Source organism: Brevundimonas sp. LM2, assembly GCF_002002865.1.
Lineage (GTDB): Bacteria > Pseudomonadota > Alphaproteobacteria > Caulobacterales > Caulobacteraceae > Brevundimonas.
Genome location: NZ_CP019508.1, coordinates 111057 through 136751, shown reverse-complemented (window position 1 = coordinate 136751; position 25695 = coordinate 111057). Strand labels below are relative to the sequence as shown.

General features: G+C 71.0%; 26 protein-coding genes and 1 riboswitch. Of the genes, 10 read left to right on the top strand and 16 right to left on the bottom strand.

Annotation, left to right across the window (positions count from 1 at the left end):
• The first annotated feature begins 28 nt into the window (after nucleotides 1–28).
• Nucleotides 29–514 carry a hypothetical protein gene (locus tag BZG35_RS17800; RefSeq protein ID WP_171981844.1) on the top strand — a complete coding sequence of 162 codons (486 nt, stop codon included), beginning with the start codon at nucleotides 29–31 and terminating at the stop codon, nucleotides 512–514.
• A 44-nt stretch (nucleotides 515–558) separates the two neighbouring features.
• On the opposite strand, the gene BZG35_RS00630 is transcribed toward BZG35_RS17800, so the two are convergent.
• The 5 genes from BZG35_RS00630 to BZG35_RS00610 form a co-directional block, all read right to left on the bottom strand.
• Entirely contained in the window at nucleotides 559–1140 is a 582-nt protein-coding gene (locus BZG35_RS00630; protein ID WP_077353844.1) for a YajG family lipoprotein, read from the bottom strand.
• 107 nt (nucleotides 1141–1247) lie between these two features.
• Nucleotides 1248–2393, bottom strand: coding sequence for a flavodoxin-dependent (E)-4-hydroxy-3-methylbut-2-enyl-diphosphate synthase (gene ispG / locus BZG35_RS00625; protein WP_371454823.1), 1146 nt, complete (start codon nucleotides 2391–2393; stop codon nucleotides 1248–1250).
• 61 nt (nucleotides 2394–2454) lie between these two features.
• On the bottom strand, nucleotides 2455–3573 hold the full coding sequence (locus tag BZG35_RS00620) for a RodZ family helix-turn-helix domain-containing protein (protein WP_077353841.1): 1119 nt from the start codon (nucleotides 3571–3573) through the stop codon (nucleotides 2455–2457).
• Between the two features lie 187 nt (nucleotides 3574–3760).
• A complete protein-coding gene (gene ptsP / locus BZG35_RS00615; RefSeq protein ID WP_077353839.1) occupies nucleotides 3761–6034 on the bottom strand; it encodes a phosphoenolpyruvate--protein phosphotransferase in 2274 nt (757 codons plus the stop codon).
• 46 nt (nucleotides 6035–6080) lie between these two features.
• Nucleotides 6081–7355, bottom strand: coding sequence for an aspartate kinase (locus BZG35_RS00610; protein ID WP_077357691.1), 1275 nt, complete (start codon nucleotides 7353–7355; stop codon nucleotides 6081–6083).
• A gap of 70 nt (nucleotides 7356–7425) precedes the next feature.
• Here BZG35_RS00610 and ubiG point away from each other — a divergent pair, with 70 nt between their 5' ends.
• Together ubiG and BZG35_RS00600 are read left to right on the top strand one after the other, a co-directional pair.
• A complete protein-coding gene (ubiG, locus tag BZG35_RS00605; RefSeq protein WP_150125874.1) occupies nucleotides 7426–8241 on the top strand; it encodes a bifunctional 2-polyprenyl-6-hydroxyphenol methylase/3-demethylubiquinol 3-O-methyltransferase UbiG in 816 nt (271 codons plus the stop codon).
• A gap of 99 nt (nucleotides 8242–8340) precedes the next feature.
• Complete coding sequence (locus BZG35_RS00600; RefSeq protein WP_077353837.1) at nucleotides 8341–8550, top strand: hypothetical protein; 210 nt, start codon at nucleotides 8341–8343, stop codon at nucleotides 8548–8550.
• On the opposite strand, the gene BZG35_RS00595 is transcribed toward BZG35_RS00600, so the two are convergent.
• Genes BZG35_RS00595 through BZG35_RS00575 form a run of 5 tightly spaced genes read right to left on the bottom strand, consistent with a single transcriptional unit; the run spans nucleotide 8547 to nucleotide 11417 of the window.
• The gene (locus tag BZG35_RS00595) at nucleotides 8547–9041 is read right to left on the bottom strand and encodes a GNAT family N-acetyltransferase (RefSeq protein WP_077353836.1); all 495 of its coding nucleotides are present in this window, start codon (nucleotides 9039–9041) and stop codon (nucleotides 8547–8549) included. The two genes, BZG35_RS00600 and BZG35_RS00595, sit on opposite strands and share 4 nt — an antisense overlap.
• Nucleotides 9041–9472, bottom strand: a complete 432-nt coding sequence (locus BZG35_RS00590; RefSeq protein WP_077353834.1) for a DUF1178 family protein — start codon at nucleotides 9470–9472, stop codon at nucleotides 9041–9043. Before BZG35_RS00590 ends, BZG35_RS00595 begins: the two co-directional genes overlap by 1 nt.
• Nucleotides 9469–10317 (bottom strand): carbon-nitrogen hydrolase family protein, encoded by an 849-nt coding sequence (locus tag BZG35_RS00585; RefSeq protein ID WP_077353832.1) that lies wholly within the window; start codon nucleotides 10315–10317, stop codon nucleotides 9469–9471. Before BZG35_RS00585 ends, BZG35_RS00590 begins: the two co-directional genes overlap by 4 nt.
• Nucleotides 10317–10574, bottom strand: coding sequence for a glutaredoxin 3 (grxC, locus tag BZG35_RS00580; RefSeq protein WP_077353831.1), 258 nt, complete (start codon nucleotides 10572–10574; stop codon nucleotides 10317–10319). The genes BZG35_RS00585 and grxC overlap by 1 nt, the downstream gene beginning before the upstream one ends.
• A 36-nt stretch (nucleotides 10575–10610) precedes the next feature.
• Nucleotides 10611–11417, bottom strand: a complete 807-nt coding sequence (locus BZG35_RS00575) for a ComF family protein (RefSeq protein WP_077353829.1) — start codon at nucleotides 11415–11417, stop codon at nucleotides 10611–10613.
• Here BZG35_RS00575 and BZG35_RS00570 point away from each other — a divergent pair.
• Nucleotides 11416–12294 carry a methyltransferase domain-containing protein gene (locus BZG35_RS00570; RefSeq protein ID WP_077353828.1) on the top strand — a complete coding sequence of 293 codons (879 nt, stop codon included), beginning with the start codon at nucleotides 11416–11418 and terminating at the stop codon, nucleotides 12292–12294. The genes BZG35_RS00575 and BZG35_RS00570 overlap by 2 nt on opposite strands.
• On the opposite strand, the gene BZG35_RS00565 is transcribed toward BZG35_RS00570, so the two are convergent.
• Nucleotides 12291–12749, bottom strand: a complete 459-nt coding sequence (locus BZG35_RS00565) for an OmpA family protein (RefSeq protein ID WP_077353826.1) — start codon at nucleotides 12747–12749, stop codon at nucleotides 12291–12293. The genes BZG35_RS00570 and BZG35_RS00565 overlap by 4 nt on opposite strands.
• A gap of 81 nt (nucleotides 12750–12830) precedes the next feature.
• Nucleotides 12831–13178 carry a YMGG-like glycine zipper-containing protein gene (locus BZG35_RS00560; RefSeq protein WP_077353824.1) on the bottom strand — a complete coding sequence of 116 codons (348 nt, stop codon included), beginning with the start codon at nucleotides 13176–13178 and terminating at the stop codon, nucleotides 12831–12833.
• 179 nt (nucleotides 13179–13357) lie between these two features.
• Between BZG35_RS00560 and BZG35_RS00555 the strand changes: the two genes are divergently transcribed.
• The 3 genes from BZG35_RS00555 to BZG35_RS00545 are packed head-to-tail and all read left to right on the top strand — an operon-like array spanning nucleotide 13358 to nucleotide 15570.
• Nucleotides 13358–13669: a hypothetical protein gene (locus BZG35_RS00555; RefSeq protein WP_253189226.1), complete on the top strand. Its 312-nt coding sequence runs from the start codon at nucleotides 13358–13360 to the stop codon at nucleotides 13667–13669.
• A 46-nt stretch (nucleotides 13670–13715) separates the two neighbouring features.
• A complete protein-coding gene (locus BZG35_RS00550; protein WP_077353820.1) occupies nucleotides 13716–14687 on the top strand; it encodes a diacylglycerol kinase family protein in 972 nt (323 codons plus the stop codon).
• 28 nt (nucleotides 14688–14715) lie between these two features.
• Nucleotides 14716–15570, top strand: a complete 855-nt coding sequence (locus tag BZG35_RS00545; RefSeq protein ID WP_077353818.1) for a metallophosphoesterase — start codon at nucleotides 14716–14718, stop codon at nucleotides 15568–15570.
• 61 nt (nucleotides 15571–15631) lie between these two features.
• On the opposite strand, the gene BZG35_RS00540 is transcribed toward BZG35_RS00545, so the two are convergent.
• From BZG35_RS00540 to BZG35_RS00530, 3 genes are all read right to left on the bottom strand, one after another.
• Nucleotides 15632–15799, bottom strand: a complete 168-nt coding sequence (locus tag BZG35_RS00540) for a DUF1328 family protein (protein WP_077353817.1) — start codon at nucleotides 15797–15799, stop codon at nucleotides 15632–15634.
• A 101-nt stretch (nucleotides 15800–15900) separates the two neighbouring features.
• Nucleotides 15901–16296 (bottom strand): hypothetical protein, encoded by a 396-nt coding sequence (locus tag BZG35_RS00535; protein WP_077353815.1) that lies wholly within the window; start codon nucleotides 16294–16296, stop codon nucleotides 15901–15903.
• Complete coding sequence (locus BZG35_RS00530) at nucleotides 16296–16673, bottom strand: DUF883 family protein (protein ID WP_077353813.1); 378 nt, start codon at nucleotides 16671–16673, stop codon at nucleotides 16296–16298. The genes BZG35_RS00535 and BZG35_RS00530 overlap by 1 nt, the downstream gene beginning before the upstream one ends.
• Nucleotides 16674–16933: 260 nt before the next feature.
• Between BZG35_RS00530 and BZG35_RS00525 the strand changes: the two genes are divergently transcribed.
• Nucleotides 16934–17830, top strand: a complete 897-nt coding sequence (locus BZG35_RS00525; protein ID WP_253189225.1) for an aldo/keto reductase — start codon at nucleotides 16934–16936, stop codon at nucleotides 17828–17830.
• Nucleotides 17831–17859: 29 nt separating this feature from the next.
• Here BZG35_RS00525 and BZG35_RS00520 read toward each other — a convergent pair whose 3' ends face one another.
• On the bottom strand, nucleotides 17860–19710 hold the full coding sequence (locus BZG35_RS00520) for a TonB-dependent siderophore receptor (protein ID WP_077353812.1): 1851 nt from the start codon (nucleotides 19708–19710) through the stop codon (nucleotides 17860–17862).
• A 192-nt stretch (nucleotides 19711–19902) separates the two neighbouring features.
• A riboswitch (cobalamin riboswitch) is annotated at nucleotides 19903–20057 on the bottom strand.
• Nucleotides 20058–20146: 89 nt separating this feature from the next.
• Here BZG35_RS00520 and mutS point away from each other — a divergent pair.
• Both mutS and glnD read left to right on the top strand, forming a co-directional pair.
• Entirely contained in the window at nucleotides 20147–22828 is a 2682-nt protein-coding gene (mutS, locus tag BZG35_RS00515; protein ID WP_077353811.1) for a DNA mismatch repair protein MutS, read from the top strand.
• A 184-nt stretch (nucleotides 22829–23012) separates the two neighbouring features.
• Entirely contained in the window at nucleotides 23013–25685 is a 2673-nt protein-coding gene (gene glnD / locus BZG35_RS00510) for a [protein-PII] uridylyltransferase (RefSeq protein ID WP_077353810.1), read from the top strand.
• Nucleotides 25686–25695: the final 10 nt, after the last annotated feature.

The window sequence follows — 25695 nt, the reverse complement described above, 5'->3', positions numbered from 1 at the left end:
GCGTGCATGGCGCGTGGGGGGACCAATCATGAAAACGATCATCACGTGCGCGGCCGTGGCCGCGATCGGCCTGTCAGGCTGCGTCACCTCCAGCGGAGGCGACACCATCAAGGCGCTTTCGCCGGAGCGGGCGCGGGCGGCGTCGATCGGCGACGTCGTCCTGACCGCGGCTCCGACGACGGTCTCGGGCGAGTTCGCCGCGCTGTTCGACCGACTTGTCACCGAGGAACTGGCCAAATGCGCGAAGGGAAGCCAGCCGCTGCGGCTGGAGATCCGGCTCAGCGAGCTCAAGGCGGCCAATCCCGCCATGGCCTATCTGGTGGGCGATTCGAACGTCATTCGTGGGACGGCGGTTCTGCGTGACCCCGCGACGGGCGAGACCGTGGGCGACTATGAGATCTCCCGCTCCGCGGGGGGCGGCGGACTCATCGCCGCGATCAGCATGGCCGAGGCGGAAGAACAGATGAGCCGGGCCTTCGGGGCCGAGCTCTGCAAGCGCGCCTTCGCGGGCTGACGGATTGTCACCGGGATCGCCTGGCGATCCCGGGGCTGCCCCGCCTATAGGGTCAGGGCGGCGGTGAATTCCGGGTCGGCCATCAGGGTGGCCAGGGCCTGCGAGAGGGCCTGGGACAGGGTGGTGGCGGCATTGCCCCCATTGGCCAGCTGAACCGAACGCTCGGCCTTGCCGGTGATCTCGCGGCTGTAGACCTGGCTTCCGCCGGGGGTCGCGACCGTCACGGTCAAGGCGACGTCGGCCGTGGACTTGCCCGAAAGCAAACCCACCGAGAACTTGTTGTAGAAGGTCCGCACCTCGGCGCTGACGCGCGACCCGGTCGCGCCGACCGCGTAGCCGCGTTGCGTCAACTCGGCCGCGATCGCGTCCTGAACGACCTGGGCGACCTCGGCCTCCGACCGGATGGCGGCCATCTCCATTCCATAACCGTTGATCTGAGCCCCGATGCGCGCCCGGTTGTCCGTGCGCGCGTCGCTGGCGGCCACGGTGACGGCGATCGACTCAGCGCCGGGAACGCGTGGCGCGGCGGCGACCGAATAGGGGATCGGCACGGTATCTTCGGAGGTGGCGCAGGCCGAAACCACCAGAGCGGCGCAAGCTGCGACCATGATGCGATGAATAGACATTTTCCCCCCGGAAAAGAACGCGCGCGACCTGCCCCATTGCCTGCCGCATAGACGATTATCGGCGTATCCTCTCGCCGTAAAACCTGTGTGACAAGAGCGCGGTGCGCCTATTCCGCCGCCACCAGGGCGACCGCCTCGGCCTCGCGCGCGGCGTTCAGCTCGGCCGCCTTGGCCTCGACCAGGCTGACGATGTGGTCGACCATGCCGGCGTTGGCCAGTTTTCCGGCGATCTTGCCGTTCAGATAGATCATGCCCGACCCCGCCCCGCCGCCGGTGAAGCCGACGTCGGTATAGAGGGCCTCGCCCGGGCCGTTGACGACGCAGCCGATGACCGACAGCGACATCGGGGTGGCGATATGGGCCAGTTTCTCTTCCAGCACCGCCACGGTCTCGATGACGTTGAAGCCCTGGCGCGCGCAGGACGGGCAGGCGATGATGTTCACCCCCCGGTGGCGCAGGCCCAGCGACTTCAGGATGTCGAACCCGACCTTGATCTCCTCGACCGGGTCGGCGGCGAGCGAGACCCGGATGGTGTCGCCGATCCCGGCCCACAGCATGTTGCCCATGCCGATGGCCGACTTGATCGTGCCGGTCCGCAGCGGGCCCGCCTCGGTCACGCCGAGGTGCAGGGGGCAGTCGATGGCGTCGGCCAGCTGCTGATAGGCGGCGACGGTCAGGAAGGGGTCGGAGGCCTTCACCGAGATCTTGAACTCGTGGAAGTCGTGATCCTGCAGGATGCGGGCGTGGCTCAGCGCGCTCTCGACCATCGCCTCGGGGCAGGGCTCGCCGTACTTTTCGAGCAGTTCCTTCTCGAGCGAGCCGGCGTTGACGCCGATCCGCATCGAACAGCCGTAATCCTTGGCCGCCTGGATCACGTCGCGGACCCGCGAGGCATTGCCGATGTTGCCCGGATTGATGCGCAGGCAGGCGGCCCCCGCCTGGGCGGCCTCGATGCCGCGCTTGTAGTGGAAATGGATGTCGGCGACGAGCGGGACCTTGGCCTCGCGGGCGATGGTGCGGAAGGCGGCGGTCGAGTCCTCGTCGGGGCAGGAGACGCGGACGATGTCGGCCCCGGCCTCTTCCAGCTCGCGGATCTGGCCGATGGTCGCATTGGCGTCCGACGTCGGCGTATTGGTCATCGACTGGACGGTGATGGGCGCGTCGCCGCCGACCGGGACGTTGCCCACCATGATCTGGCGGGACTTGCGGCGCTCGATATGGCGCCAGGGACGGATATGGCTGTGGTCGCTCATGACGGGTTCAATATAGGCCAGACCCTGCGTCGAAGCCATGACGCTGAAGCCGCGCGTGACGTCAGCCTGGATTTCCGACGGCCGGAGGGGTCTGTGCGGCCGGACCGGCGGTCTGGACCGTGCCCGCCTGGGCCTGGAGCGAGGCCTGGGCCGCGGTCGCCTGGGCGGCCGTCGCCTCGGCCTGAAGCTGGGCGGCCGTCTGGCGGGCCAGGGCCTGGGCCCGGGTGTTCAGCTGGGCCAGGGGGGTCAGGACGCCCGTCAGGGGACCCCCATGCTCGCCGTTCAGATAGACGTCGAAGGCAGCGGGGTCGGACACGTCGATGATGGCCGACACGCCGGCCGGCGCGCGCCAGGCCGCGCCCGCGGCCAGTTGACGCGCGAACAGTACCCGTCCGTCGGCCATGCGGACCACGAGGGCCCCCGGCTTCCGGGCCTGGATCACGACCTGCGACGCGGTGGCGGGCGCGCCGTAGATGGCGCCGCGTGGATTGAAGGCGGCCTGGACCGGCGGCGCATTGGCGGCCGCCGCCGCCGCGACCGCGGCCGTGTCCGTGGGATCGATGCCCGTCAGTTCGGCCTCGAGGCCGGGGGTGATGTAGAGGGCGGGCGTGGTCTGGTCCGGCGGCGCGGCCATGGCGGCGCCCACGTGGACCACGTCCTGACCGGGAACGTTGCCCAGCGACCAGCTCTCGGGCACTTCGGCGATGTCGGAGGGTTGCGGGGCGCGCATCAGATTGACGCGCTGGAACACGTTCCAGCCGATGACCGCGACCGCCAGCAGCACGACCCCGCCGATGATGCGCGGCGAGTAACGTTTCACGTCCTCGAAGGCGACGCCGACCGGCGCCTGCAGCGCGACCGAGGCGTCGGGCGTCTCTCGCTTGTAGCGTTCGACCGCCAGCTGTTCGTCGAGACCCAGGGCCCCGGCATAGGCGCGGACATAGCCGATGGCGAAGACCCGCGACGGCAGGGCCGCGATATTGTCCTCTTCGAGGGCGCGCAGATAGCGTTCGTGAACCCGGGTGTCGGCCGCCAGTTCGGCCACGGCGCGTCCCGAAAGCTCGCGCGCCTGGCGCAGGCCGCTGCCGAGAGTCGCGGCGTCCGTGATGGAGGGAACGGGGTCCTTCCAATCCGGGTGGGCCCGAAACTCGTCGGGGATCGTCCCCGTATCCAGCGCCATGACGCCTTGCCCCTTACTCGACGCGCCGCCGAAGATCGACGGCGTACGCAACTGGCCATCGTTTACCATTTCGGTGTGACAGTGACCGCCTGCCGACACAGGCCGCGCCGCCTCGTCTTGTGGATAACTCATCAGGCCTGCCGGTTCAACGTCTTGTTAAGCTTGGGTCGTCCCGATGAAGGACGACTCAGAGGCTGACGTTCAATTTCCGGGCCAGGCTCTCGATCTCGTTGCGGATCGAGCCGGCCGAGGACCCCAGCAGATTGGCCATGCCCCGCCGCGCGGCCACCAGATCGGCCGACAGGATCATCCGTTTGACCGGCCCGACGCCGCCGGCGGGGGCCGACAGCCGGGTGAAGCCGAGGGTGATCAGGGCGAAGGCCTCCAGCGGCCGCCCGGCCAGCTCGCCGCAGACCGACACCGGCGTGCCGGTCTCGGTGCAGGCCTTCTGGATCGACTGCAGGGCGCGCAGGGCCGGCGGCGACAGGGCGTCATAGCGATCCGACACCAGGGGATTGGTCCGGTCCGCCGCGTACATGTACTGGAACAGGTCGTTGGAGCCCACCGAGACGAAGTCCGTCAGGGGCAGAAGCGCGTCGAGATGCCACAGCAGGCTGGGGCATTCGATCATCGCCCCGACCCGCAGCCGCGCGGGCAGGGGCCGTCCCCGCCGCCGGGCCCAGTCGCATTCGACGTCGACCAGCTCGCGCGCGGCGCGGAACTCGTCGACCGTGGCGATCATCGGGAACATGACCCGCAGCTCGCGTCCGGCTCCGGCGGCCAGCAGGGCCCGCAGCTGCAGGCGGAGCAGGGACGGCCGGTCCAGCCCCAGGCGGATGGCGCGCCGCCCCAGCGCCGGATTCTCTTCGCGCTCCGAGGTCTCCATATAGGGCAGGACCTTGTCGCCGCCGATGTCCAGCGTCCTGAACGTGACGGGCCGGTCGCCGGCCGCGTCCAGCACCATCTTGTAGAGCGCCGTCTGGCTGTTCAGCCGCGGCAGTTCCTCCGACACCATGAACTGGAACTCGGTGCGGAACAGGCCGATGCCCTCGGCCCCCGTGGCGTCGAGGTTCTCCAGATCGACCGCCAGGCCCGCATTGGTCAGCAGGGTGATCCGCGTGCCGTCGGCGGTGATCGCCGGCACGTCGCGCAGCTTGGTGAACTCGGCCTGGCGCTGGTCGCGCAGGGCCATGCGCGACTGGACCGAGTCCAGCATGTCGGGCCGGGGCCGCAGGTGGGCCTCGCCCGCCTCGCCGTCGACGATGACGATGTCGCCTTCGCTCAGCCGGTCGCGGATGCCCTGCAGCCGTCCGACGCAGGGGATCTGCAGCGCGCGGGCCACGATCGCTGCATGGCTGGCGGCCGACCCCTCCTCCATCAGCAAACCGCGGATGCGGTCGCGTGGATATTCCAGCAGATCGGCCGGGCCCAGGTTCCGCGCCACCAGGATGGCGTCGTCCGGCAGGTCGCGCTGGCCGGGCTTCTCACCGCCCAGCACCCGCAGCAGCCGGTTGGCCAGATCCTCGAAATCGTGCAGCCGTTCCTTGATATAGGGGTCGCGGGCCTGGGCGAAGCGGGCGCGGTGCTCGTTCCGGACCCGGTCGACGGCCGCCTCGGCCGTCAGGCCCCCGCGCACCGCCTCCTCCAGCGACCGGTTCCAGCCCCGGTCGTCGGCGAACATGCGATAGGTTTCCAGCACCTCATAGGACTGGCCGGCCAGCTTGCCCTGGCCCCCGTCCAGCAGGGCGTCGATCGAGGCCTTCAGGGCGTTCAGGCCCTCGCGCAGCCGAATCTCCTCGACCTGCTGGTTCTCGGCCAGCAGGCGCTCGGGGGCCAGGGGGGCCTCGTGCAGGACGACATGGCCGAAGGCCAGCCCCTCGGCGAACCTCTGCCCCTTGATCCGTTCGGGGCGGTGCGGGGCGACCTCGATGTCGCGCAGCTCCTCCTGGGCCAGCAGCTCGCCGCTCGCCACGGTCTCGGCCAGGACCATGGCGATGGTCTGGATGTCCTCGACCTCGTCGGGGTCATAGCGGCGCTCGGCCCGGTTCTGGACCACCAGCACCCCGATGGCCCGACCGCCGCGCAGCAGGGGGGCCCCCAGGAAGGCGTGGTAGGGATCTTCGCCTGTCTCCGGCCGATACGAGAAGCTGGGGTGGTTGGGAGCGTCCGACAGGCTGATCGGCTGGGCCATGCGGGCCACCTCGCCGACCAGGCCCTCGCCGGCCTTCAGCCGGGTGGCGTGGACGGCGTCGCGGTTCAGGCCGTGGGTGGCGAACAGCTCCAGCTCGCCCGAGGCGCGCCGCAGATAGATGGAGCAGACCTCGGCCACCATCGACTGGGCGATGGTGGTGACCACGACGTCCAGACGCCCCTGGGCCGGGCCGCCGTCGGCCATGGCCTCGCGGATCTGGCGCAGGAGGACGCGTGGCCCCCTCGTCAATGTTCCGCCCGCTACCGGCATCGCCACTCCTGTCCCGGCCCGAGATAGGGCGCGGGTCTACCCCACGCTATACAGCGTCCAGCCCATAAGCCGAATGCAGGGCGCGCACGGCCAGTTCGGCGTAGGCGGCGTCGATCAGGACCGAGATCTTGATTTCCGAGGTCGAGATGGCCTGGAACTTGACCCCCTTGTCGGCCAGGGCGCGGAACATGGTCTGGGCCACGCCGGCGTGGCTGCGCATGCCGACGCCGACGACCGAGACCTTGGCCACGTCCTCGTCGACGCGGATCTCCTCGAAACCGATCTCGGCCTGGTGCGCCCGCATCAGGTCGGCGGCGCGGGCGGCGTCGCGTCGGCCCGTGGTGAAGGTCAGGTTGACCGCCCCCTCGGACCGGGCCTGGGACTGGACGATCATGTCGACGTTGACGCTGGCCTCGGCCAGGCGGGTGAAGACGTCGGCGGGGGCGTCGACCCGGTCGGACAGACCCAGCAGGGTGATCCGGGCCTCGTCCCGGCTCATGGTCACGCCGGACACGATGCGTTTTTCCACGATTTCTTCCTCGTCACAGATGAGCGTGCCGGACTTGGCGGGCAGGACGCCGTTTTCGTCGGGTTCGATGAAGCTGGACAGGACCCGCACCGGGACCTGTTTGGCCATGGCCAGCTCGACCGAGCGGGTCTGAAGCACCTTGGCCCCCAGGGAGGCCATCTCCAGCATCTCCTCGTAGGAGACCTTCTCCAGCCGCCGCGCCCGGCTCTCGATCCGGGGGTCGGTGGTGTAGACGCCGTCGACGTCGGTGTAGATGTCGCAGGGACAGCCCAGGGCCGCCGCCACGGCCACGGCCGAGGTGTCCGACCCGCCCCGGCCCAGGGTGGTGATCCGGCCCGAGGGCGACACGCCCTGGAAGCCCGGCACCACGGCGATCTCGCCGGCGTCCAGCGCGGCCCCCAGGACCTCGCCCGGCACATCGACGATGCGGGCCCGGGCATGATCCTCGTCGGTCAGGATCGGGATCTGCCAGCCCATCCAGCTGCGCGCGTTCAGACCCAGGTTGCGCAGGGTCAGGGCCAGCAGGCCGGACGTCACCTGCTCGCCCGAGGCGACGACCACGTCGTATTCGTCGTCCGACAGGGGCAGGCCGGGGGCCGCGGCACCCGCGCCGTCGGTCCAGGCCACCAGCTCATTGGTCTTGCCCGCCATGGCCGACACGACGACCGCGACCGAGTGCCCGGCCCGGACCTCGGCGGCGACGATCCGCGCCGCGCGGCGGATCCGCTCCAGGTCGCCCATGGAGGTGCCGCCGAACTTCATCACCAGTCGCTTGGTCGCCGGTGCCGTCATGTCGTCCGCGTCATCGTGGCGGAAATCCCCGTCTTGCATGGTGGCCGTAAAAGAGGTTCACCCTTGCGCCATGGCCGCTTCTAACGACCCCTCGTCCGAGCGCAAACCCCAAACGGGGCAAGGCTTTGCCGCCGATGCGACGGATCGGGCCGAGGGCGCAAGCATCGACCCCGCCGACGTCGCCCGCTTCTCGGCCCAGGCGGCGGAATGGTGGGACGCGCGCGGCCCCTTCGCGCCCCTGCACAAGTTCAATCCGGCCCGCCTCGCCTTCATCCGCGACCGGGTGGCTGAGCGGTTCCGCCGCGATCCGGCCCGGCGCGAGGCCTTCGCCGGCCTCAGCCTGATCGACATCGGCTGCGGCGGGGGCCTGATCGCCGAACCGATGCGCCGGCTGGGCTTCGACGTCACCGCTGTCGACGCCTCGTCCGAGAACATCGGAACCGCCCGCGCCCATGCGGCCGAAGCGGGCCTGGAGATCGCCTATCGCGCCGCCACGGTCGAACAGATCGAGGCCGAGGGGGCCGGGCCGTTCGATGTCGTTCTGGTGCTGGAGATCATCGAACACGTCGCCGACCCGGAAAGCTTCCTGCGCGCCTGTTCGCGCCTGGTCGCCCCCGGCGGAATCCTGATCGTCGCCACCCTGAACCGGACCCTGAAGTCCCTGGCCCTGGGCAAGGTGGCGGCCGAATACATCCTGCGCTGGGTGCCGGCCGGAACCCACGACTGGCGGCAGTTCGTCCGGCCCGACGAGATCCGCCTGATGCTGTCGGCCGAGCCCCTGGCCGTCACCGGCCCCTACGGCCTGGTCTACAGCCCCCTGTCCGACCGCTGGCGCGAGAGCGCCGACGCCGACGTCAACTACATGATGGTCGCGACCAGGGATTGAAGCGTCACCTTACCGCGAATTCATCCAGATGACGGATTGGTAACGGGATTTCGTCGGCGACCGGTGACATCCAGAGGGCTCATGCACCGGGAGCTCTCCATGAAACGCCTTCTGATCCTCGCCAGCCTGTCCGCCGCCCTGATGACCTCGGGCTGCATCACCGTGATCGACGCCAAGGGCGACGACGACGCCTGGCATGGCAACAACGCCCAGCCCTTCGACGCCGCCCGCGCCGACTGCGACGCCCGCACGGAGAGCCGCGACGCCTTCCGCGCCTGCATGGCCGAAAAGGGCTGGACCCGCGACTAGACCGTTTGGGTCATGTAGCGGGCGTCCGGGCCATAGCTGGCCAGCTTGTCCGCCATGCCTGGCACCTCGCGCACCGCGAACCCGTGACCGCGCCAGAAGTCGGCGGCGTCATTGACGGCGACCAGGGCGAGCGTCCGCCAGCCGCCGGCCCTCGCCAGATCGACCACGGCCTGTACGGCGGGCTTCGACCAGCCCTGGCCCCGGACGGCGGGCGTCAGGGCGAGGTCGTGCAGATACATCACCCCGGCGTCCGTCGGGATCGTCTCGATCAGGGTGTTCAGGGCCGGTGCCGCATCCGCGCGCCACGGGTAGGCGACCAGATAGCCCTCGAGCCCCTGCGGCGTCTCGAGCACGAGACAGCCCGCCGGGCTGAGCGCCAGACGGTTTTCGAAACAGTCGCGCCCCTCGAAATGATCGGGAAAGCCGACGGCGGCGATCGCGGCGACGCGGTCCAGATCCTCCGGCCGCATCGACCGCCAGCCGCTCGGCATCAGTGGGCCTTGGCCGGATCGACCGGGGCGGGGGGCAGGGCGGCGCAGGGCACCCCGTCCGCCTTCAGCGCCTTGACCTCGGCCGGCGTGGCCTCGCCATAGATCTCGCGCTTCTCGGCGCTGCCCTCGTGGATGGCGCGGGCCTCGCGGGCGAAGGTGTCGCCGACATAGTCGAAATTGGCCTCGACGTGGCTGCGCACCTCGCGGGCGGCTTCCATCATCATGGTCTGGACCTTGGCCATGTCCATGGCGGGCGCGGATCGGCGGGTCCCGGCCACGGCGGGGGCCATGATCTGTTTGGCCACCCCGTGCGAGCCGCAGAACGGGCATTCGACCAGGCCGCGCGCCGCCTGGTCGTCATAGTCGCCGGACGATCCGAACCAGGCCTCGAAGGGGTGGTCGGCGTCGCACCTTAGGGCATAGCGGATCACGCCAAGGCTCCAGGCGCGGCGAAGTCGCGGTCGTGGCGCAGCTGCGGCACGGCGGCGCGCGCCGCCTCGACGGCCGCCAGGTCCAGGGTGGCATGGAGGACGCCGGGCTCGTCGTCATCCAGCCGGGCGATCACCTCGCCCCAGGGCCCGACCACGATCGAATGCCCCCAGGTCTTGCGGCCGTCCTCATGGGTGCCGCCCTGGGCCGGGGCCAGGATGAAGGCCCCGGTCTCGATCGCCCGGGCGCGCAGCAGGGTCTCCCAGTGGGCCTCGCCGGTCGGCACGGTGAAGGCGGCGGGCACGGCGATCAGACAGGCCCCGGCCTTGGCCAGCTGGCGGAACAGCTGCGGGAAGCGGACGTCGTAGCAGACCGTCAGCCCCAGCCGCCCCCAGGGCGTGTCGGCGATCCCGGCCGCGTCCCCGGGTCGGATGGTCGAACTCTCGCGGTAGGTCTCGCCATTGGCCAGATCGACATCGAAGACGTGCAGCTTGTCGTAGCGCGCGACGATGCCGCCGTTGGCGTCGATCAGCAGCGACCGGTTCGCGGCGCGGGCATCGCCGGCGTGGCCAGACTTCACGATCGCCGAGCCGATCAGCAGCCAGACGCCCAGCTCCGCCGCCAGATGCCGCAGGCCGATGACGGCCGCGTCCTGGTCCTCGTCGGTGATCGCCTCCGCCCGACGATCCCGACGCTGTTCCAGCAGGTTGCTGCCTTCGGGCGTCAGGATCAGTTTCGCCCCCCCGGCCGCCGCCTGGCGGATCAGGGGCTCGACATGGGCCAGGGCCGCGGCCGCCGTCGCCGGCGTCCGTGTCTGGATCAGGGCGATGGGCAGGCGGATCGACATCAGCCCGCCAGCAGCGGGTCCAGCCCGCCGCGACGGTCCAGGGCGCTCATGTCGTCGGACCCGCCGATGTGTTTTCCGTCGATGAAGATCTGGGGGAAGGTGGCCTTGCCGCCGGCCTTTTCGACCATCTCGGCCTTCTTGGCCGGGTCGTTGGAGGCGACGATCTCGGTGTAGTCGACGCCCTTGCGGTCCAGCAGGGCCATGGCCGCGTGGCAGTAGGGGCAACCGGGCTTGGTGTAGAGGACGACGTCGGCCATGGGGGAAACTCCGGGGAAAAACTGACTGGGTCAGGACTATCTAGGCATTTCGCGCGCGGTTCGCACCCTCGCGATGACGGCCAGATCGACCGCCCGCGCGCCGCCGTCCAGCAGGGCCCCGGCGCAGGCCTCGGCCGTGGCCCCCGTGGTCAGGACGTCGTCGATCAGAAGGATCCGCCGCCCCCGGACCCGGCGGGCCCCCGTCTCGGTCAGGGCGAAGGCCGATTTGACGTTCATCCGTCGCCCCCGGGCGCTGCGCCCGCCCTGGCTTTCGGTGCGTCGCGCCCGCGTCAGGGCGTCGGGCAGGTAGTCCAGCTTCGCCGTCCTGGCCAGCGGCCGCGCGATCTCCGCCGCCTGGTTGAAGCGCCGGGCCAGCAGGCGGGTCGGATGCAGCGGCACCGGCACCACGGCGTCGGCCTCCGCGATCAGGGGCGCGGCGGCCCGGCCCAGCCAGCGCGCGAACAGGCCGGCGAACTGCTGCTGGTCGCCGTGCTTGAACTTCAGGATCAGCCCCCGGGACGCCTCGTCATAGACGCAGGCGGCGCGGCAGCGGGCGAACCGGTAGGGCGAGGCCAGGCAGGCGGCGCAGCGGTCCGAGGCGAAGTCGCCGCCGTCGTATTCGAAGGCGGCTGAGCAGCCGTCGCAGACCGGGTCTTCCAGGAAGGCGACCCGGCTCCAGGCGTCGGGGGTCAGGCCGGCGGCCTGGGTCGCCTCGCGGCTGTCGTGGGCCAGGGGCGGCAGGACCAGATCGGCCAGGGCGCGACCCAGGCCGGTCGCCATCAGGCCCGCGCGCGCACGCGCCGCTTCCCAAGGCGCGCTCCAGTCCCCATCCTGAAGGCCCATGACCGCTTCCGCTCCCCCCGTGATCTTCGATCCCGTCCGCCGGGCCGCCCGCCTGGCGCGGTCCGCGCCCCGCCTGGCCGAGGCCGATTTCCTGCACCACCGCGCCGCCGAGAACGCCGTTCTCAGTCTCGAGGCCACCTTGCGGGAGTTTCCGACGGTCGTCGACCTGTCGGCGCATCCCGGGGTCTTTGGTCGGGTTCTGGCCGAGAGCGACGCGGCCGGTCGGGTCGGCTCGCCGGCGACGGGGCGGAACCAGGGGGCGTCCCCCGGCGCGGGGGCGCTGGAGATCGCCGATGGCTCGGCCGACCTGATCGTGACCCTGATGACCCTGCATTGGGCCAACGACCTGCCTGGGGCCCTTAGCCAGATCCGTCGGGCGCTGAAGCCGGACGGCCTGTTTCTGGGGACCCTGCTGGGGGCCGGGACGCTGAAGGAGCTGCGCGCGGTCCTGACCGAGGCCGAGCTGGCCGAGCGCGGCGGGGCCCAGGCCCGGGTCTCGCCCTTCGCCGACGGCTTCGACGGGGCGGGCCTGCTGCAGCGGGCCGGGTTCGCCCTGCCGGTGTCCGACGTCGACCGGCTGACGGTGCGCTATCCGGACCTGTTCGCCCTGATCCGCGATCTGCGCGCCATGGGCGAGACCAATGTCCTGGCCGGGACCATCCGGCCCCTGACCCGCGGCTTGATCGCGCGCGCAGCGACGCTCTATGCGGAACGCTATGGCGAGCCGGACGGGCGCATCCCGGCGACCTTCGAGATCGTCAACCTAGCCGGCTGGGCCCCGCACGAGAGCCAGTCGAAGCCCCTGCCACGTGGATCGGCGAAGGTGCGGCTGGCCGACGCCCTGGGGGTCGTCGAACACGGACGTACCCAGACCTAGAGGGGGGCGGCCTCGACCAGAACTTCGGTACGGCGACGCAGGGGCTCCTGCACCCCAGCGGTGGTGGTGGCCCCGGCGTCGCCGGCGGCCTCGATGTCGAAGGCGGGGGCCGGCCAACCGGCGGCGGTCAGGGCCTCGGCGACGGCTACGGCCCGGCGCTGCGACAGGTCCATGTTCTCGGCGGCCGCGCCGGTGGCGCTGGCCAGGCCCAGCACCTTGACCGACTGGATCCGGCAGCCCTGGAGCTGGGTCGCCGTCAGACCGATCGCTTCCAGCGCCGACGTGGTCAGCCGATCCTGATCCTCGTTGAAATAGACGTCGAAGCGCTTCGCCGCGCAGGCGCTCGGGGTGACGACCAGGTCGTCGCGATCGCGGAAACGGGGCCCCATCGAACAGGCGGACAGGCCGACACCGGCGATCAGCCCGGTCAGCACAAGCTTCTGCATCGTCATCATCGCCCCGTCTCCTGTTTCTGGTCGCGCAAAGGGCGGCCCGTCACCTGACGAGCCGCCCTGAGAGTCGTCTTCGTTCAGAGCCTAGTAGCGGCGCTGACCGTTTTCCCAGTAGCACTCGTTCTGGTTGTTGTCGTAGCAGTAGTAATACTGGCCACGGTTGTCGCGGTAGCGCTGTTGATTGTTGCGGTCGGCTTGCGAGCCGCGGACGGCGCCGATGGCACCACCGGCGACGCCGCCGATCAGGGCGCCGGTGGCTGCATTGCCGCCGCCGACGTTGTTGCCGATGATGGCGCCGGCGACGGCACCCAGGCCCGCACCGATCGCGCCCTGACGGACGGTCTGGTTCGAGCCGGTGTTGCCGTACGGGTCGCTGGCGCAGGCCGAGGCCAGGAGGCCGGCGGCGCTGATGGCGAGAATAGCCTTGTTCATGGTGTGTCTTTCATTCCTGATGTTCGCCCCGAGAGCGAGAACGCTGGATTACGGCACAGGTTCCGCGTCTAGTCTGCCCGTGAACGATGACATATGCTGTGGCGGGTGGCGCAATGGGCACCGCCCGCGATCGTCAGCGTGGGTGGGGTTGGCCGATGCGATTTCCTGAACCGGTTCGAATGTCGGACGATCATGCCAGCCCGGTCTGGGCCCGCACGCGCAAGCGGTCCGGCGGGGGCGGCGGGGGCTTCGTCGGCCTGCTGGTCACCCTGCTGGCGCTGTTCGGCGTGCTGACGGCGGTGCTGGGCATCAAGGAGCGTTCGCTGGCGGAGGCCGGAACGATCATGGACGGCTGGATCGTCGCGGGCGTGGCGGCGGCCGAGCGTCTGGCCGGTCGGGCCGCCGACGGCGCGGACAAGGCGGCGACCAAGACCGGCGACGCCCTGGAAGCCGGGGCCGAAACCACGGCCGAGGAAATGCGGACCCCATAGCCACGCTTGGGCCGGAACACGCGCCACGGGCGCGCGTTCGGGCGTCATGACCGATACGATCACGCCCGATACCGACCCGATGAACCCCGTGGGATCCCCGTCGATCGACCCCGTGGCGGAGCCGCGCGCCCTGACGCCGCACGTGTCCATTTCGCGGGTCGTGATCCTGGTCAACACCCTGTCCGGCTCGGTCGGACCGCGCGCGGTGGCCGAGGTCGAGGCCATTATGGCCGACTATCCTTGCGAGGCGGAGATCGTCGAACTGGTCGGCGCGACCATGGACGACCAGATCGACGTCGCCCTGGCGTCCAAGCCCGATGTGCTGTTCGTCCTGGCCGGGGACGGCACGGCGCGCGCGGTGGCGTCCAAGGCCGGGCCGAAGGGGCCCCTGGTGGCACCCCTGCCCGGCGGGACCATGAACATGCTGCCCAAGGCGCTGTACGGCACGGCCGACTGGAAGCTGGCCCTGCGCAACACCCTGGAGAACGGCTCGTCCCAATGCGTGGCGGGTGGCCGGGTCGAGGGGCAGTCCTTCTACTGCGCCGGCATCTTTGGATCTCCGGCCCTGTGGGCCCCGGCGCGCGAGGCGATGCGCACCGGCAAGCTCAGCCTGGCCTGGACCTATGGTCGTCGGGCCTTGAAGCGAGCCTTTTCCGGCAAGATCCGCGTCGAGCTGGACGGCGGGCGGGCCCGCCGCAGCGAGGCCCTGGCCCTGATCAGCCCGCTGATCTCCAAGGCCATGGACGAGCACACGGGGCTGGAAGCCGCCGCCATGGATCCGGCCGACGCGGCCCAGGCCTTCCGCCTGGCCGCCACGGCCCTGTTCAGCGACTGGCGCCAGGATCCGTCCGTCGTGACCCAGCCGGCGCGCAGGATCCGGATCCGCGCCCGCTCCAAGATCCCCGCCGTTCTGGACGGGGAGCCGACCCTGTTGCATCACGACACCATGGTGACCTTCATTCCCGACGCCTTCCAGGCCCTGGCCCCCGATCCTCAACCCCAGGGAGAGACGGCGTGACCGCCATCTCGCCGCGGGGCGCCGCCCGATGACCGGCCGACTGCTTCAGTTCTCAGACGTCCATTTCGGCGTCGAGCACAAGCGGGCCTGCGAGCGGGCCCTGGAATACGCCCATGCGACGCCGACCGACCTGATCCTGATCACGGGCGACATCACGCAGAAGGGGCTGCCGGACGAGTTCGCCGCCGCCGGGGCCTGGATCCGGGCCATGCCGACGCCGCGCTTCGTCATCGTCGGCAACCACGACGTTCCCTATTACAGCCTGTCGGCCCGTCTGTTCCGGCCATGGAAGGCGTTCGAGGACGCGACCGGCCACCCGGCCCATGACGGCGAATTCGTCCGGGACAACGTCATGGTCCGGGGTGTCACCACGGCGCGCGGATGGCAGGCCCGCCCCAACTGGTCCAAGGGCGTCATCGACCTGGACCAGACCCGGCGCGCGGCCGAGGCCCTGCGCAAGGCCCCGGTCGGGGCCCTGCGGATCCTGGCCTGCCACCATCCGCTGATCGAGATGATCGGCACGCCCATGACGGGCGACGTCAAGCGAGGCGACGCGGCGGCGGAAATCTTCGCCGAGGCGGGCGTCGACCTGATCACGACCGGCCACGTCCACGTGCCCTTCGCAATCCCGATCGACCTGTCGGACCGCTGTTCCTATGCCGTCGGCTGCGGGACCCTGTCGCACCGCGAACGGGGGGCGCCGCCCAGCTTCAACCAGATCGAATGGACCCCGCACGAGATCGTGGTCACGGCGATCGCCTGGGACGGTCAGGCCTTCGCCCCGGCCGAGAGCTGGCGGCTGCCGCGGCGCCAGGACACGCGCCACCGCGAGTCGGCCCCGGATCCATCCTCGCCGGGGACCCTCGAAGCGGCCATGACCTGAGACAATAAAAAAAAGCCGCGACCCGGAAGGTCGCGGCTTTTTCGATTCGGGGTCCGGCGCTCTAGAGCTTGCGGCGCAGGCCGCCGGTGAAGAACGACACCACCATCAGGATCAGGAAGACGACGAACAGGACATAGGCGATGTTCATCGACAGGCCGGCGACGCCGCCGGCACCCAGGGCGCCAGCGACCAGAGCGAGAACGAGAAAAATGAGAGCCCAGCGGAGCATAGACGGTCCTCCCTTAGAAGGTTGAAGGCAGGCCCCGTCCCAGCGACGTCGCCTGCTTGATCAACGTTCGCGCAAGGCTTGCGTTCCGCCGGGTCTTAACCCTAGCGCCGGTAGCGCTTGTGGGACTTCTCGGTGAAGGCCGCCGCCACCATGGTGGCCAGCGCCGGGTTGCGCAGGAAGATCCAGCCGCCCGCCAGGGCCGCGACGGTTCCAAGCACCGGGCGCGAACGGAACAGGGCATAGGCCCGGCCGCCCAAACCCTCCGGTTCCTCGTCCACCTCTTCCTCTTCGGGCTTTCCGGCCCCGAGGAAGACCATGGCCACCGCCATCGCCACCACGGCGAACAGGGCGGCCGTGATGGCCGCCGCCGCCAGCGGCACCACGACCAGTTGCAACGCATAATAGACGGTCGCGCCCAGGGCGACGACCGCGACGAAGGCGCAGCCGGCGACCACCAGGGCCGCCGACAGCTTCTTGACGAGCCCCTTGCCGAACATCAGCGGCGACGGCCGGCCAGCAGCAGACCCAGGACGACGCCGACGCCCAGCGCCACCGCCGTCGATTGCACCGGACGCTCCTGCACCCGCTCGGTGATGTAGCGCTGGGCTTCGTCGAGGCGTTCGGCGGCGTCGTCGTAGTATTCACGGCTGCGCACGCGAGCCTGGTCGTAATAGCCGCGCGCCTGGTCGCGCAGTTCGTCGGCGCGCTCGCGCACGCGGGCATCGGCCTCGGCCGCCTTTTCGCGCAGGCGGGCTTCGGTCTCGGTGGCCTTGGCCTTCAGCTTCGCGGCCTCCTCGCGGGCCCCGACCTTCAGGTCCTCCTTCAGAGCATTCAGGTCGTTCTTGATGTCTTCACGCGCCTTGGTGGTGGCCATGATCGCACTCCGTTGCTGCAGCTTAGCCATAAATAGAGGCCCTGACGGCTGAACGCCACTGCCCGGCGTGGGTTCCGATGCGGTGCAGCAATGAGGCGGTAGGGCTTAGGTCTTAGGTCTTAGCGAGGTGCTAGAGATTTTGCCGTCGGCGCGAACTCTAAGCCCTAAGCCCTAAGCCCTGCCCGAACCCCGTTCCGCTGGTAACGAACCGGTAGGGTCTCCCTCAGGCTCCCTTAAACATTACCGGTCAGAATCACCCGGTGATCTCATCCTCCTTTCCCTCACCGGCGAAGAAGCTGGCCCTGGCGGTCGTGACCGAGCCGGAGCGCGCGGTCCCGGCACCGGTCGGCGTGGGCGAGGAGGCGATGCGCACGCTGCTCGGCACCGCGGCCGACGCCGGCGTGTCCGTGGTGGCGACGCGGCCCATCGGGGACACGGAACGCCTGCTGGGCCAGGCCTGGCCCTTCCCGTCGCCCTTCTCCGTCACGGTCCGCACGGTCGCCCTGTCCGAGGGCCTGGACCGGGTCGAGGCCCGCGCCCGACGCTCGCTGGAGCGGATGGGCCTGCCCCGCGGCGACACTCTGCTGGTCTCTCGTGCCACCGATCTGGCGGGGGCCGAGGGGCGGGACCTGTGGGACCGGTTGCAGGCGCTGAAGGATCGCGGCCTGTATCGGCGCATCGGCTTCGTCACGACGCTGGAGGATGGCCCGGCCCTGCTCGCGCGTCGCTTCCAGCCCGACGTCATCGAAATGCCCTGCAATATCCTGGACCAGCGCCCGGTGACGGAGGGCGTGCTGTCCGACCTCGCCGCCCGGGGCATCGACGTCCATGTCTCCTCGGTGTTCGCGCGGGGCCTGCTGTTCGCCAGCCGCGAGGCCCTGCCGGCGCATCTGGCCGGCCAGGGGGTCGCCCTGTCGCGCACTCGCCGACGCCTGGCCGAGGCCCGGGTCGATCCGATGCAGGCGGCGCTCGCCTACTGCCTCGGCCTGCCGCCGGTGACCGCCGTGGTCGCCAGCGTCGCCTCGGCGGCCGAGCTGCGCGCCGTCCTGGCCGCCGCCCACGCCCCCCGGCCCGATCTGGACTGGGAGGAGCTGGCCCTGTCGGAGCCGGCCGCCATCTCGACCGGCTCCGTCGCCCGGATCAGTAACGCAGCCTGATCTGATCCTTCCCCAAAGGGGGAGGATTTTTAGTAACGCAGCCTGATCCCGACATAGCCGGACCGGCCCGGCTCGCCGTATCCCAGCACCTGCTGATACTGTTCGTCGGCCAGGTTCTCGAGCCGCGCCGTCACGGTGACGCCGTCGGTCAGGTCATAGGCCGCGTTCAGATTGGCGGTGACGAAGCTCTCGCGCAAGCCGCCCGAATCGTCCTGATCGCCCTCCGCCCGGACCGTCAGGGCTCCCGACAGTTTGTCGCCCGTCCAGCCCAGGGTCGCCGAGCCTGCATGTTCCGGCACGCGCAGCAGGCGCGCCCCGGTGGTCGCGTTGACCGCATCGGTCCAGGCATAGGCGACCGTCAGGTCGAAACCGGACCCCAGCAGGGCCCGCCCCTCGACCTCGACCCCGTCGGTCCGGGCCTCGGCGATATTGACGTAGTAGCTGTCGAAGGTGACCGGGGCGGTGAAATAGGTGATCTGGTCCTCGACGTTGAGGCGATACAGCGTCGCCCGGCCGTCGAAGCGGCCGTCGCCGGAGGTCCAGCCGATCGCCACCTCGGCGCTGTCGGCCGTCTCGGGCCGCAGGACCGGCACCGGCACGGTCGAGAAGCAGAAGTCGCACACGGCCTGGCTGACCGACGGGGCCTTGAAGCCGGTGCCATAGGCCCCGGACAGGATCAGTCCCGCAGGCAGCGAATAGGCGGCCGAGATCCGGCCCGTGACCTCCTCGCCGAAGTCGTCGGTGTCGTCGTAGCGCAGGCCGCCGGTGATGCTGAGGGCCTCGGTGGCCTCCACCCGGGCCACGCCGAACACCGAGGTGGTGCCCAGCTCGACCGACTTACCGTCGGAGAGGCTGCCCGCCGTGTCCTCGCGCTCGGCCCCGAAGGCATAGGCGACCCGGTCCCCCAGGGCCGCGCCGTCCGCCTGCCAGCGATAGGTCTGGCGGTCGGCCTCATAGACGGAGGCGAAGTCGCCGTCCGTGGCGCGCTCGATGTCCGAGGCCGAGACGCTGAGGCGGTGCGACAGGCCCAAGGCGCTCAGGCGCGCGCCGACCACGCCCGACCAGGACTGGCTGTCGGTGGTGTCCAAGGTGTCGGCCAGGGCATAGGTCGGCGCCGGGAAGCCGTCGATGTCGGCCTCCGAATCCGTCCAACGCAGCGCGCCGTCGAGCGCGATCGCGTCGGAAACCGCATAGCGGCCCTTGAGCCCTACGGTCAGGCTCTCGAACCCGTCCTTCTCGGTGTTGCCGTCGGCCTCGTCGGCGACGGAGATGCCGTCGGTCGTATAGTGCGAGACCCAGGCGCCGATGGCGGAGCGGTCATCGGCGCGCCCGGCCGCCAGCCGGTGGCGCAGGGTGCCGTAGGACCCGGCCTCGGCCTCGGCGCGGACGCCGTCGATCTCGCGGGTGGTGAAGGCGATCACGCCGCCGATGGCGTCAGAGCCCCACAGCGAAGACTGCGGCCCCGACAGGACCTCGATCCGTTCGATGTCGCCCAGTTCGAAGCCCGAGAAGTCATAGGCCCCGTTGGGTTCGGAGGCGTCGTTGACCGGCGCCCCGTCGACCAGCACCAGGGTCTTGCCCGGCGTGGCCCCCCGCATCCGGACCTGGGCCACCCCGCCGAGGCCGGAGCGGGTCACCGACAGGCCGGGCACGTCGGCCAGGATGTCGGACGCGAACACCGCGCCCCGCTGTTCGATCGTGGCGGCGTCGATCACCCGGGCCCCCGGTGTCTCCTGCTGGATCGCGGGCAGACGGGTGGCGGTGACCAGCACCTCGGGCAAGGTGTCCGGAAGGGCGTCCGAGCCGGCGTCCTGGGCGAAGGACGGGCAGGCGGCCGCGACCGCCACCAGGGCGGTGGACAGGAGAAGAAGGCGTTTCATGGCGGGCAGGCTCCGACAGGCCCGGCTTCGGCGCGCGCCGGGCGTGTGAACAGCGACCAATCCGCCGCGAGCGGGGCTCACGGCGGCTCCGAGATCGGGTCGCTTCGACGGAACGGCCTTCCCGCGGGGGAGAAGGGGTTGGTCCCACGCCTCTGTCTGGTCCCGGACAGCGGGCGAGCGACATCGGCGGCCAGGTCTCCTGGCTTGCGGGTCACCGACCGCCGTCCCCGCCTTCCCGGATCCGCGACGCGGACCCAGTGACGCCGGGGAGCGAACCCCCCGGACCGGACGACGGCCTAACCGCCTACAGTTGCGGGCACAGCCGCGGTGTTCGACCGCGTTCCCTTAACCGCCTGGCGGGCTTGTCGCAGCGCGGCGGAGGTTCTGCAAGATCGCTTGAGCCGCGCCGCCCGATCCGTCACCCTGACGCCACATCATGAACGCCCCGCTCACCCATCCGCCGAAGATCGCCCCCCCGGACGGCACCACGCCGGTCATGGCGCAATTCCTGACGGCCAAGGCGTCGCAGCCGGACGCCATCCTGTTCTTCCGCATGGGCGATTTCTACGAGCTCTTCTTCAAGGACGCCGAGATCGCCGCCGCCGCCATCGGCATCACCCTGACCCGGCGCGGCAAGCATCTGGGCGAGGACATTCCGATGTGCGGCATGCCGGTCCATGCGGCCGAGGGCTATATCGCCCGGCTGATCCGCATGGGGTTCAAGGTCGCCATCTGCGAACAGCTGGAGGACCCGGCCGAGGCGCGGAAGCGCGGCTCCAAGGCGGTGGTCCATCGCGACATCGTGCGGGTGGTGACCCCCGGCACCCTGACCGAGGACAGTCTGCTGGACGCGCGCGGGGCCAACCGGCTGGCGGCGGTGGCGATCCGCAGGGGCCGCGCGGCCGTGGCCGTGGTCGAGCTGTCGGCCGGGGCGGTCGACTGCGTGGCCTGCGACCTGGGCGACCTGGGCGCGACCCTGGCGGCGTTTCGCCCGTCCGAGGTGCTGGTCACCGACAAGGCCTTTTCCGATCCCGACCTGAAGGCGGCGCTGGATGGCTCGGGCGGGGTGGTCCAGGCCCTGGCCTCGGCCGTGGCCGAACCGGCGGCGGCGGGCGGGCGGGTCGCGCGGCTGTACGGCGTCGCCTCCCTGGACGGGTTCGGGGCCTTCGAGGAAGCCGAGGTCTCGGCGCTCGGCCTGATCGCCGCCTATCTGGAGACCACCCAGGCCGGCAGGGTCCCGGCCCTGGCCCCGCCGCGCCGCTCGGGCGACGCGGGCTTTCTCGCCATCGACCCGGCGACCCGGCTGAGCCTGGAGATCGATCGCACCCAGAGGGGCGAGCGCGAGGGCTCGCTGCTGGCCTGTCTGGACCGGACGGTGACCTCCGGCGGGGCGCGGGCCCTGGCCGAGCGGATCGCCCGGCCGCTGCGCGACCCGGTCGCGATCAACCACGGCCTGGACGCGATCGAATGGCTGCTGGAGCGGCGGTCGCTGCGGCGCGACCTGCGCGACGGGCTGAAGGCCTCGGCCGACGTGGCCCGGGCCGTGTCGCGCCTGGCCCTGGGACGGGGCGGGCCGCGGGACCTGGGGGCCATCCGGTCCGGCCTCACGATCGCCGAAGGCTTGGCCGGGCTGTTCACCGTCTCGCCCGATCCCCTGACCGGGCCGCCCGCGCGGATCATGGGCTGTCTGGACCGGCTGACCCTGTCGCCCGATCTGGCGCGGCTCATGCTGGACCTGGCCGAGGGCCTGGCCGACGAGCCGCCGCACCTAACCCGCGACGGCGGCTTCGTGAAACCCGGCTTCCGGCCCGAGCTGGACGCGGCCCGGACGCTGCGCGACGACAGCCGCCGGGTGGTGGCCGATCTGGAGGCCCGGGCCGTGGCCGACAGCGGCGTGCCGTTCAAGGTGCGGCACAATGCGGTGCTGGGCTATTTCCTGGAGACCACGTCCAAAAACGCCGAGCCCCTGTTCCGCGCCGGGCCCGAGAGCCCCTTCATCCACCGCCAGACCCTGGCCGCCCAGGTGCGGTTCACGACGGTGGAACTGTCGGAGCTGGACGCCAAGATCAGCCAGGCCGGCCATCGCGCCCTGGCCATGGAGGGCGAGACCTTCGAGGTCTGGCGGCGCACGGTTCAGGACCTGGCCCGTCCGCTGCAGGCCGTGGCCGACGCCCTGGCCGAGCTGGACGCCACCGCCGCCCTCGCCGAATGGGCCGAGGAGGTCGGGGCGGTCCGTCCCGTGGTCGACGACAGCCGCGTCTTCTCCGTCGAGGCCGGGCGTCACCCGGTGGTCGAGGCGGCGGTCAAGAAGGCGGGCGACCCCTTCACCCCCAACGACTGCAGGCTGGACGGCGACGGGGCGGGATGCGCCCGGCTGTCGATCGTCACCGGGCCGAACATGGCCGGCAAGTCGACCTTCCTGCGCCAGAACGCCCTGCTGGTCGTGCTGGCGCAAGGCGGCTGTTTCGTGCCCGCCCGGTCGATGCGGCTGGGCGTCGTCGACCGCCTGTTCAGCCGGGTCGGCGCCGGGGACGACCTGGCGCGCGGGCGGTCCACCTTCATGATGGAGATGGTCGAGACCGCCGCCATCCTGACCCAGGCGACGCCCTCCAGCTTCATCGTGCTGGACGAGATCGGGCGCGGCACGGCGACCTATGACGGCCTGGCCATCGCCTGGGCCTGCGCCGAGGCCCTGCACGACGTGAACCGGTCGCGCACCCTGTTCGCCACCCATTATCACGAGCTGGCCCGGCTGGAGGAACGGCTGGACCACGTCTGCAACCTGTCGATGCGGGCGCGCGAGTGGAACGGCGACCTGGTCTTCCTGCACGAGGCCGTGCCGGGGGCGGCGGACCGCTCCTATGGGGTGCAGGTGGCCAAGCTGGCCGGGGTGCCGCCGGCGGTGGTGGCGCGCGCCCGGGCCGTGCTGGACCGGCTGGAGACCGAGAAGGCGGCGCAGGGGCGGCTGGACGACCTGCCGCTGTTCGCGGTGATGGAAGCGCCGGTGCCGGCGTTGAAGTCCGCGCTGGATGACGCGGTTGCGGCGTTGGATCCGGATGCGCTCAGCCCGCGCGAGGCGCTGGAGGCGCTGTACCGTCTGAAGGGGCTGGCGACGTGAGGCGGAAACGCAGCCCTTCCCGCATCCTTCATGGGGGAACGCGGTCCGTCGCTGGCGTAGCCAGCCAGGACCGATGGGGGAGGTCTTGCCTTGCTTCGCGGGTGCCTGAAGTTCCCCCATCGGTCCTGTTCTCGCTTTGCTCGAAGACGGACCGCGTTCCCCCGCAAGCGGGGGAAGGGCTTCAGTGACCGACACCCTCGACGCCCGCCTCGACGCCATCGTCTCCGGCCCTGGGGTCCGGCCCGCCGTCGCCGCCGTCCTGAAGGCTCACCACGATGCGGCGCGCGAGCGGATCGCGGCGAAACTCGCCAACGGCCTGCCCGGCGTCGAAGTGGCCCGGCTCTATGCCGCCGCCGCCGACGACCTGCTGACCGCCCTGTGGCGGTTCACGACCGAGACCCTGTATCCGTCGCACAACCCGACCGAGGCGGAGAAGCTGAGCCTGCTCGCGGTCGGCGGCTATGGGCGCGGCGTGCTGGCCCCCTTCTCGGACCTGGATCTGGTCTTCCTGCGGCCGTGGAAGACCACGGCGCGGACCGAGACGGTGGCGGAGTTCATGCTCTACGTCCTGTGGGACCTGGGGCTGAAGGTGGGGTCGTCGGCCCGGTCGGTGGAGGAGGCGCTGAGCCTGGCCCGCACCGACATGACCATCCGCACCGCCCTGCTGGAAGCCCGGCCCCTGGCGGGGGATGCCCAGGTCACCGAGAATTTCCTCTGGCGCTTCCGGGGCATGGTCACCAATGCCGATCCCCGGCCCTTCATCGCCGCCAAGATGGAGGAGCGCGACGCCCGCCACCAGAAGGCCGGGGCCACCCGCTACCGCGTCGAGCCCAATATCAAGGACGGCAAGGGCGGGCTGCGGGACCTGAACACCCTGTTCTGGATCGCCCGGTCGCTGGCGCCGGAAAGCCCGCTGGGGGCCAAGGTGCTGGACGAGCTGCTGACCGCCCGCGAGCGCCGGACCTTCGAGGAGGCGTTCGACTTCCTGTGGCGCGTGCGCTGCCACCTGCATCTGGCCGCCGGACGCGCCGAGGAGAAGCTGACCTTCGACCTGCAGCCGGAGGTGGCGCGCCGCATGGGGTGGCGCGGCCGGGGCGACGAACCGGCGGTCGAGCGGTTCATGCGCCGCTATTTCCTGGTCGCCCGCGACGTCGGCGCCCTGACGCGGGCCATGAGCGCCACGCTGGAGGCCCGCCACCAGAAGAAGACCCTGAGCCTGTCGCGCCTGATTCCGGGGCGAAAGCGCGACCTGGGCGTGCCCGGCCTCGTCGAGGACGGCGGACGTCTGTCGATCACGGGGCCGGAGGTCTTCGCCGAGGATCCGGTCCGGTTGCTGACCCTGTTCGTGACGGCGGACCAGCACGATCTGGACGTCCATCCCCACGCCTTTTCGGCCGTGACACGCTCGCTGTCGCTGGTCACGCCTCGGCTACGACGCGATCCCCGGGCGACGGCGGCCCTGCTGCATGTGCTGGCCCACGGCCAGCGGCCCTATCGGGTCCTGACGATCATGAACGAGGCCGGTCTGCTGGGCCGGTTCCTGCCGGAATGGGGCCGGATCGTCGGCCAGACCCAGTTCAACATGTACCATGCCTATACGGTCGACGAGCACACGCTGCAGGCCATCGGCATCCTCAACGACATCCAGCGCGGCAAGCTGAAGGACGATCATCCCCTGGCCACCGAGGTGATCCACCTGATCGCCGATCCCGAGGCCCTGATGCTGGCCATGCTGCTGCACGACGTCGGCAAGGGCGGGGAGCGGGGCCAGCTGGAGGAGGGGGCCATCGCCGCGCGGCGGGCCTGCGAGCGGCTGGGGATCGACACCCGCCGGATCGAGATCGTGGTCTGGCTGGTGCGTCACCACCTGGCGCTCAGCGACTATGCCCAGAAGCGCGACATCTCGGATCCGGCCACGGTCCGCGCCTTCGCCGAGATCGTCGGCGACCCCGAACGGCTGCGCATGCTGCTGGTCCTGACCGTGGCCGACATCCGCGCCGTGGGGCCCGGCGTGTTCAACAGCTGGAAGGGCCAGCTGATGCGCACGCTCTACAGCCGGGTCGAGGCCCTGTTCCGGGGCGAGACGGCGGTCGGGGCCGATCCCCTGGCCGACCACGCCGATCTGGTGGCCCGCGCCGCCGTCAGCGGGGCGGCGGCCGAGGCGCGCGAAGGCCCCGGCCGGGTCGAGGCGACGACCGAGATCGCCCTGGCCGCCCGCGACCGGCCCGGTCTGTTCGCCGACCTGACGGCGGTCCTGGCCGCCGCCGGGGCCGATGTGGCCGGGGCCCGGGTGGCCACCGCCGCCGACGGCACGGTGCTGGACGTCTTCCAGGTCCAGGACGGGGCCGACCGTCCCTATGGCCGGGACGAGCCGCGTCGCCTGACCTCCCTGATCGCCGCGCTGGAGGCGGCGGCCCGGGGCGAGACCCCGGTGGCCCCACCCGCCATGCCCGCGCCATCGCCGCGCCGCGCCGTCTTTGACGTCCGCCCCGTGGTCATGATCGACGCCGCCGCCAGCGAAAGCGCGACCGTGATCGAGGTGTCGGGCGCGGACCGGCCGGGCCTGCTGGCCGAGCTGTCGCGCACCCTGTCCGACCACGACCTGTCGATCCGATCGGCCCATGTCGCCGGGTTCGGCGAGCGCGCGGTCGACAGTTTCTACGTCACCGACCGCAAGGGGCGGAAGATCACCTCGGACGCCGTTCTGGACGCGGTGCAGGTCGCGCTGGAGGCGGTGCTGGACCGCGCGCCCGAGCCGCCCAAGGGCCGCCCCATCACCGCCGCCCGCGCCAGCGCCCGCGACGTCTCGGACCTGCGCCCCCGCAACCCCGTTTCGCCCGGGCCGGAACCGCGCTAAGGGCCGTCAA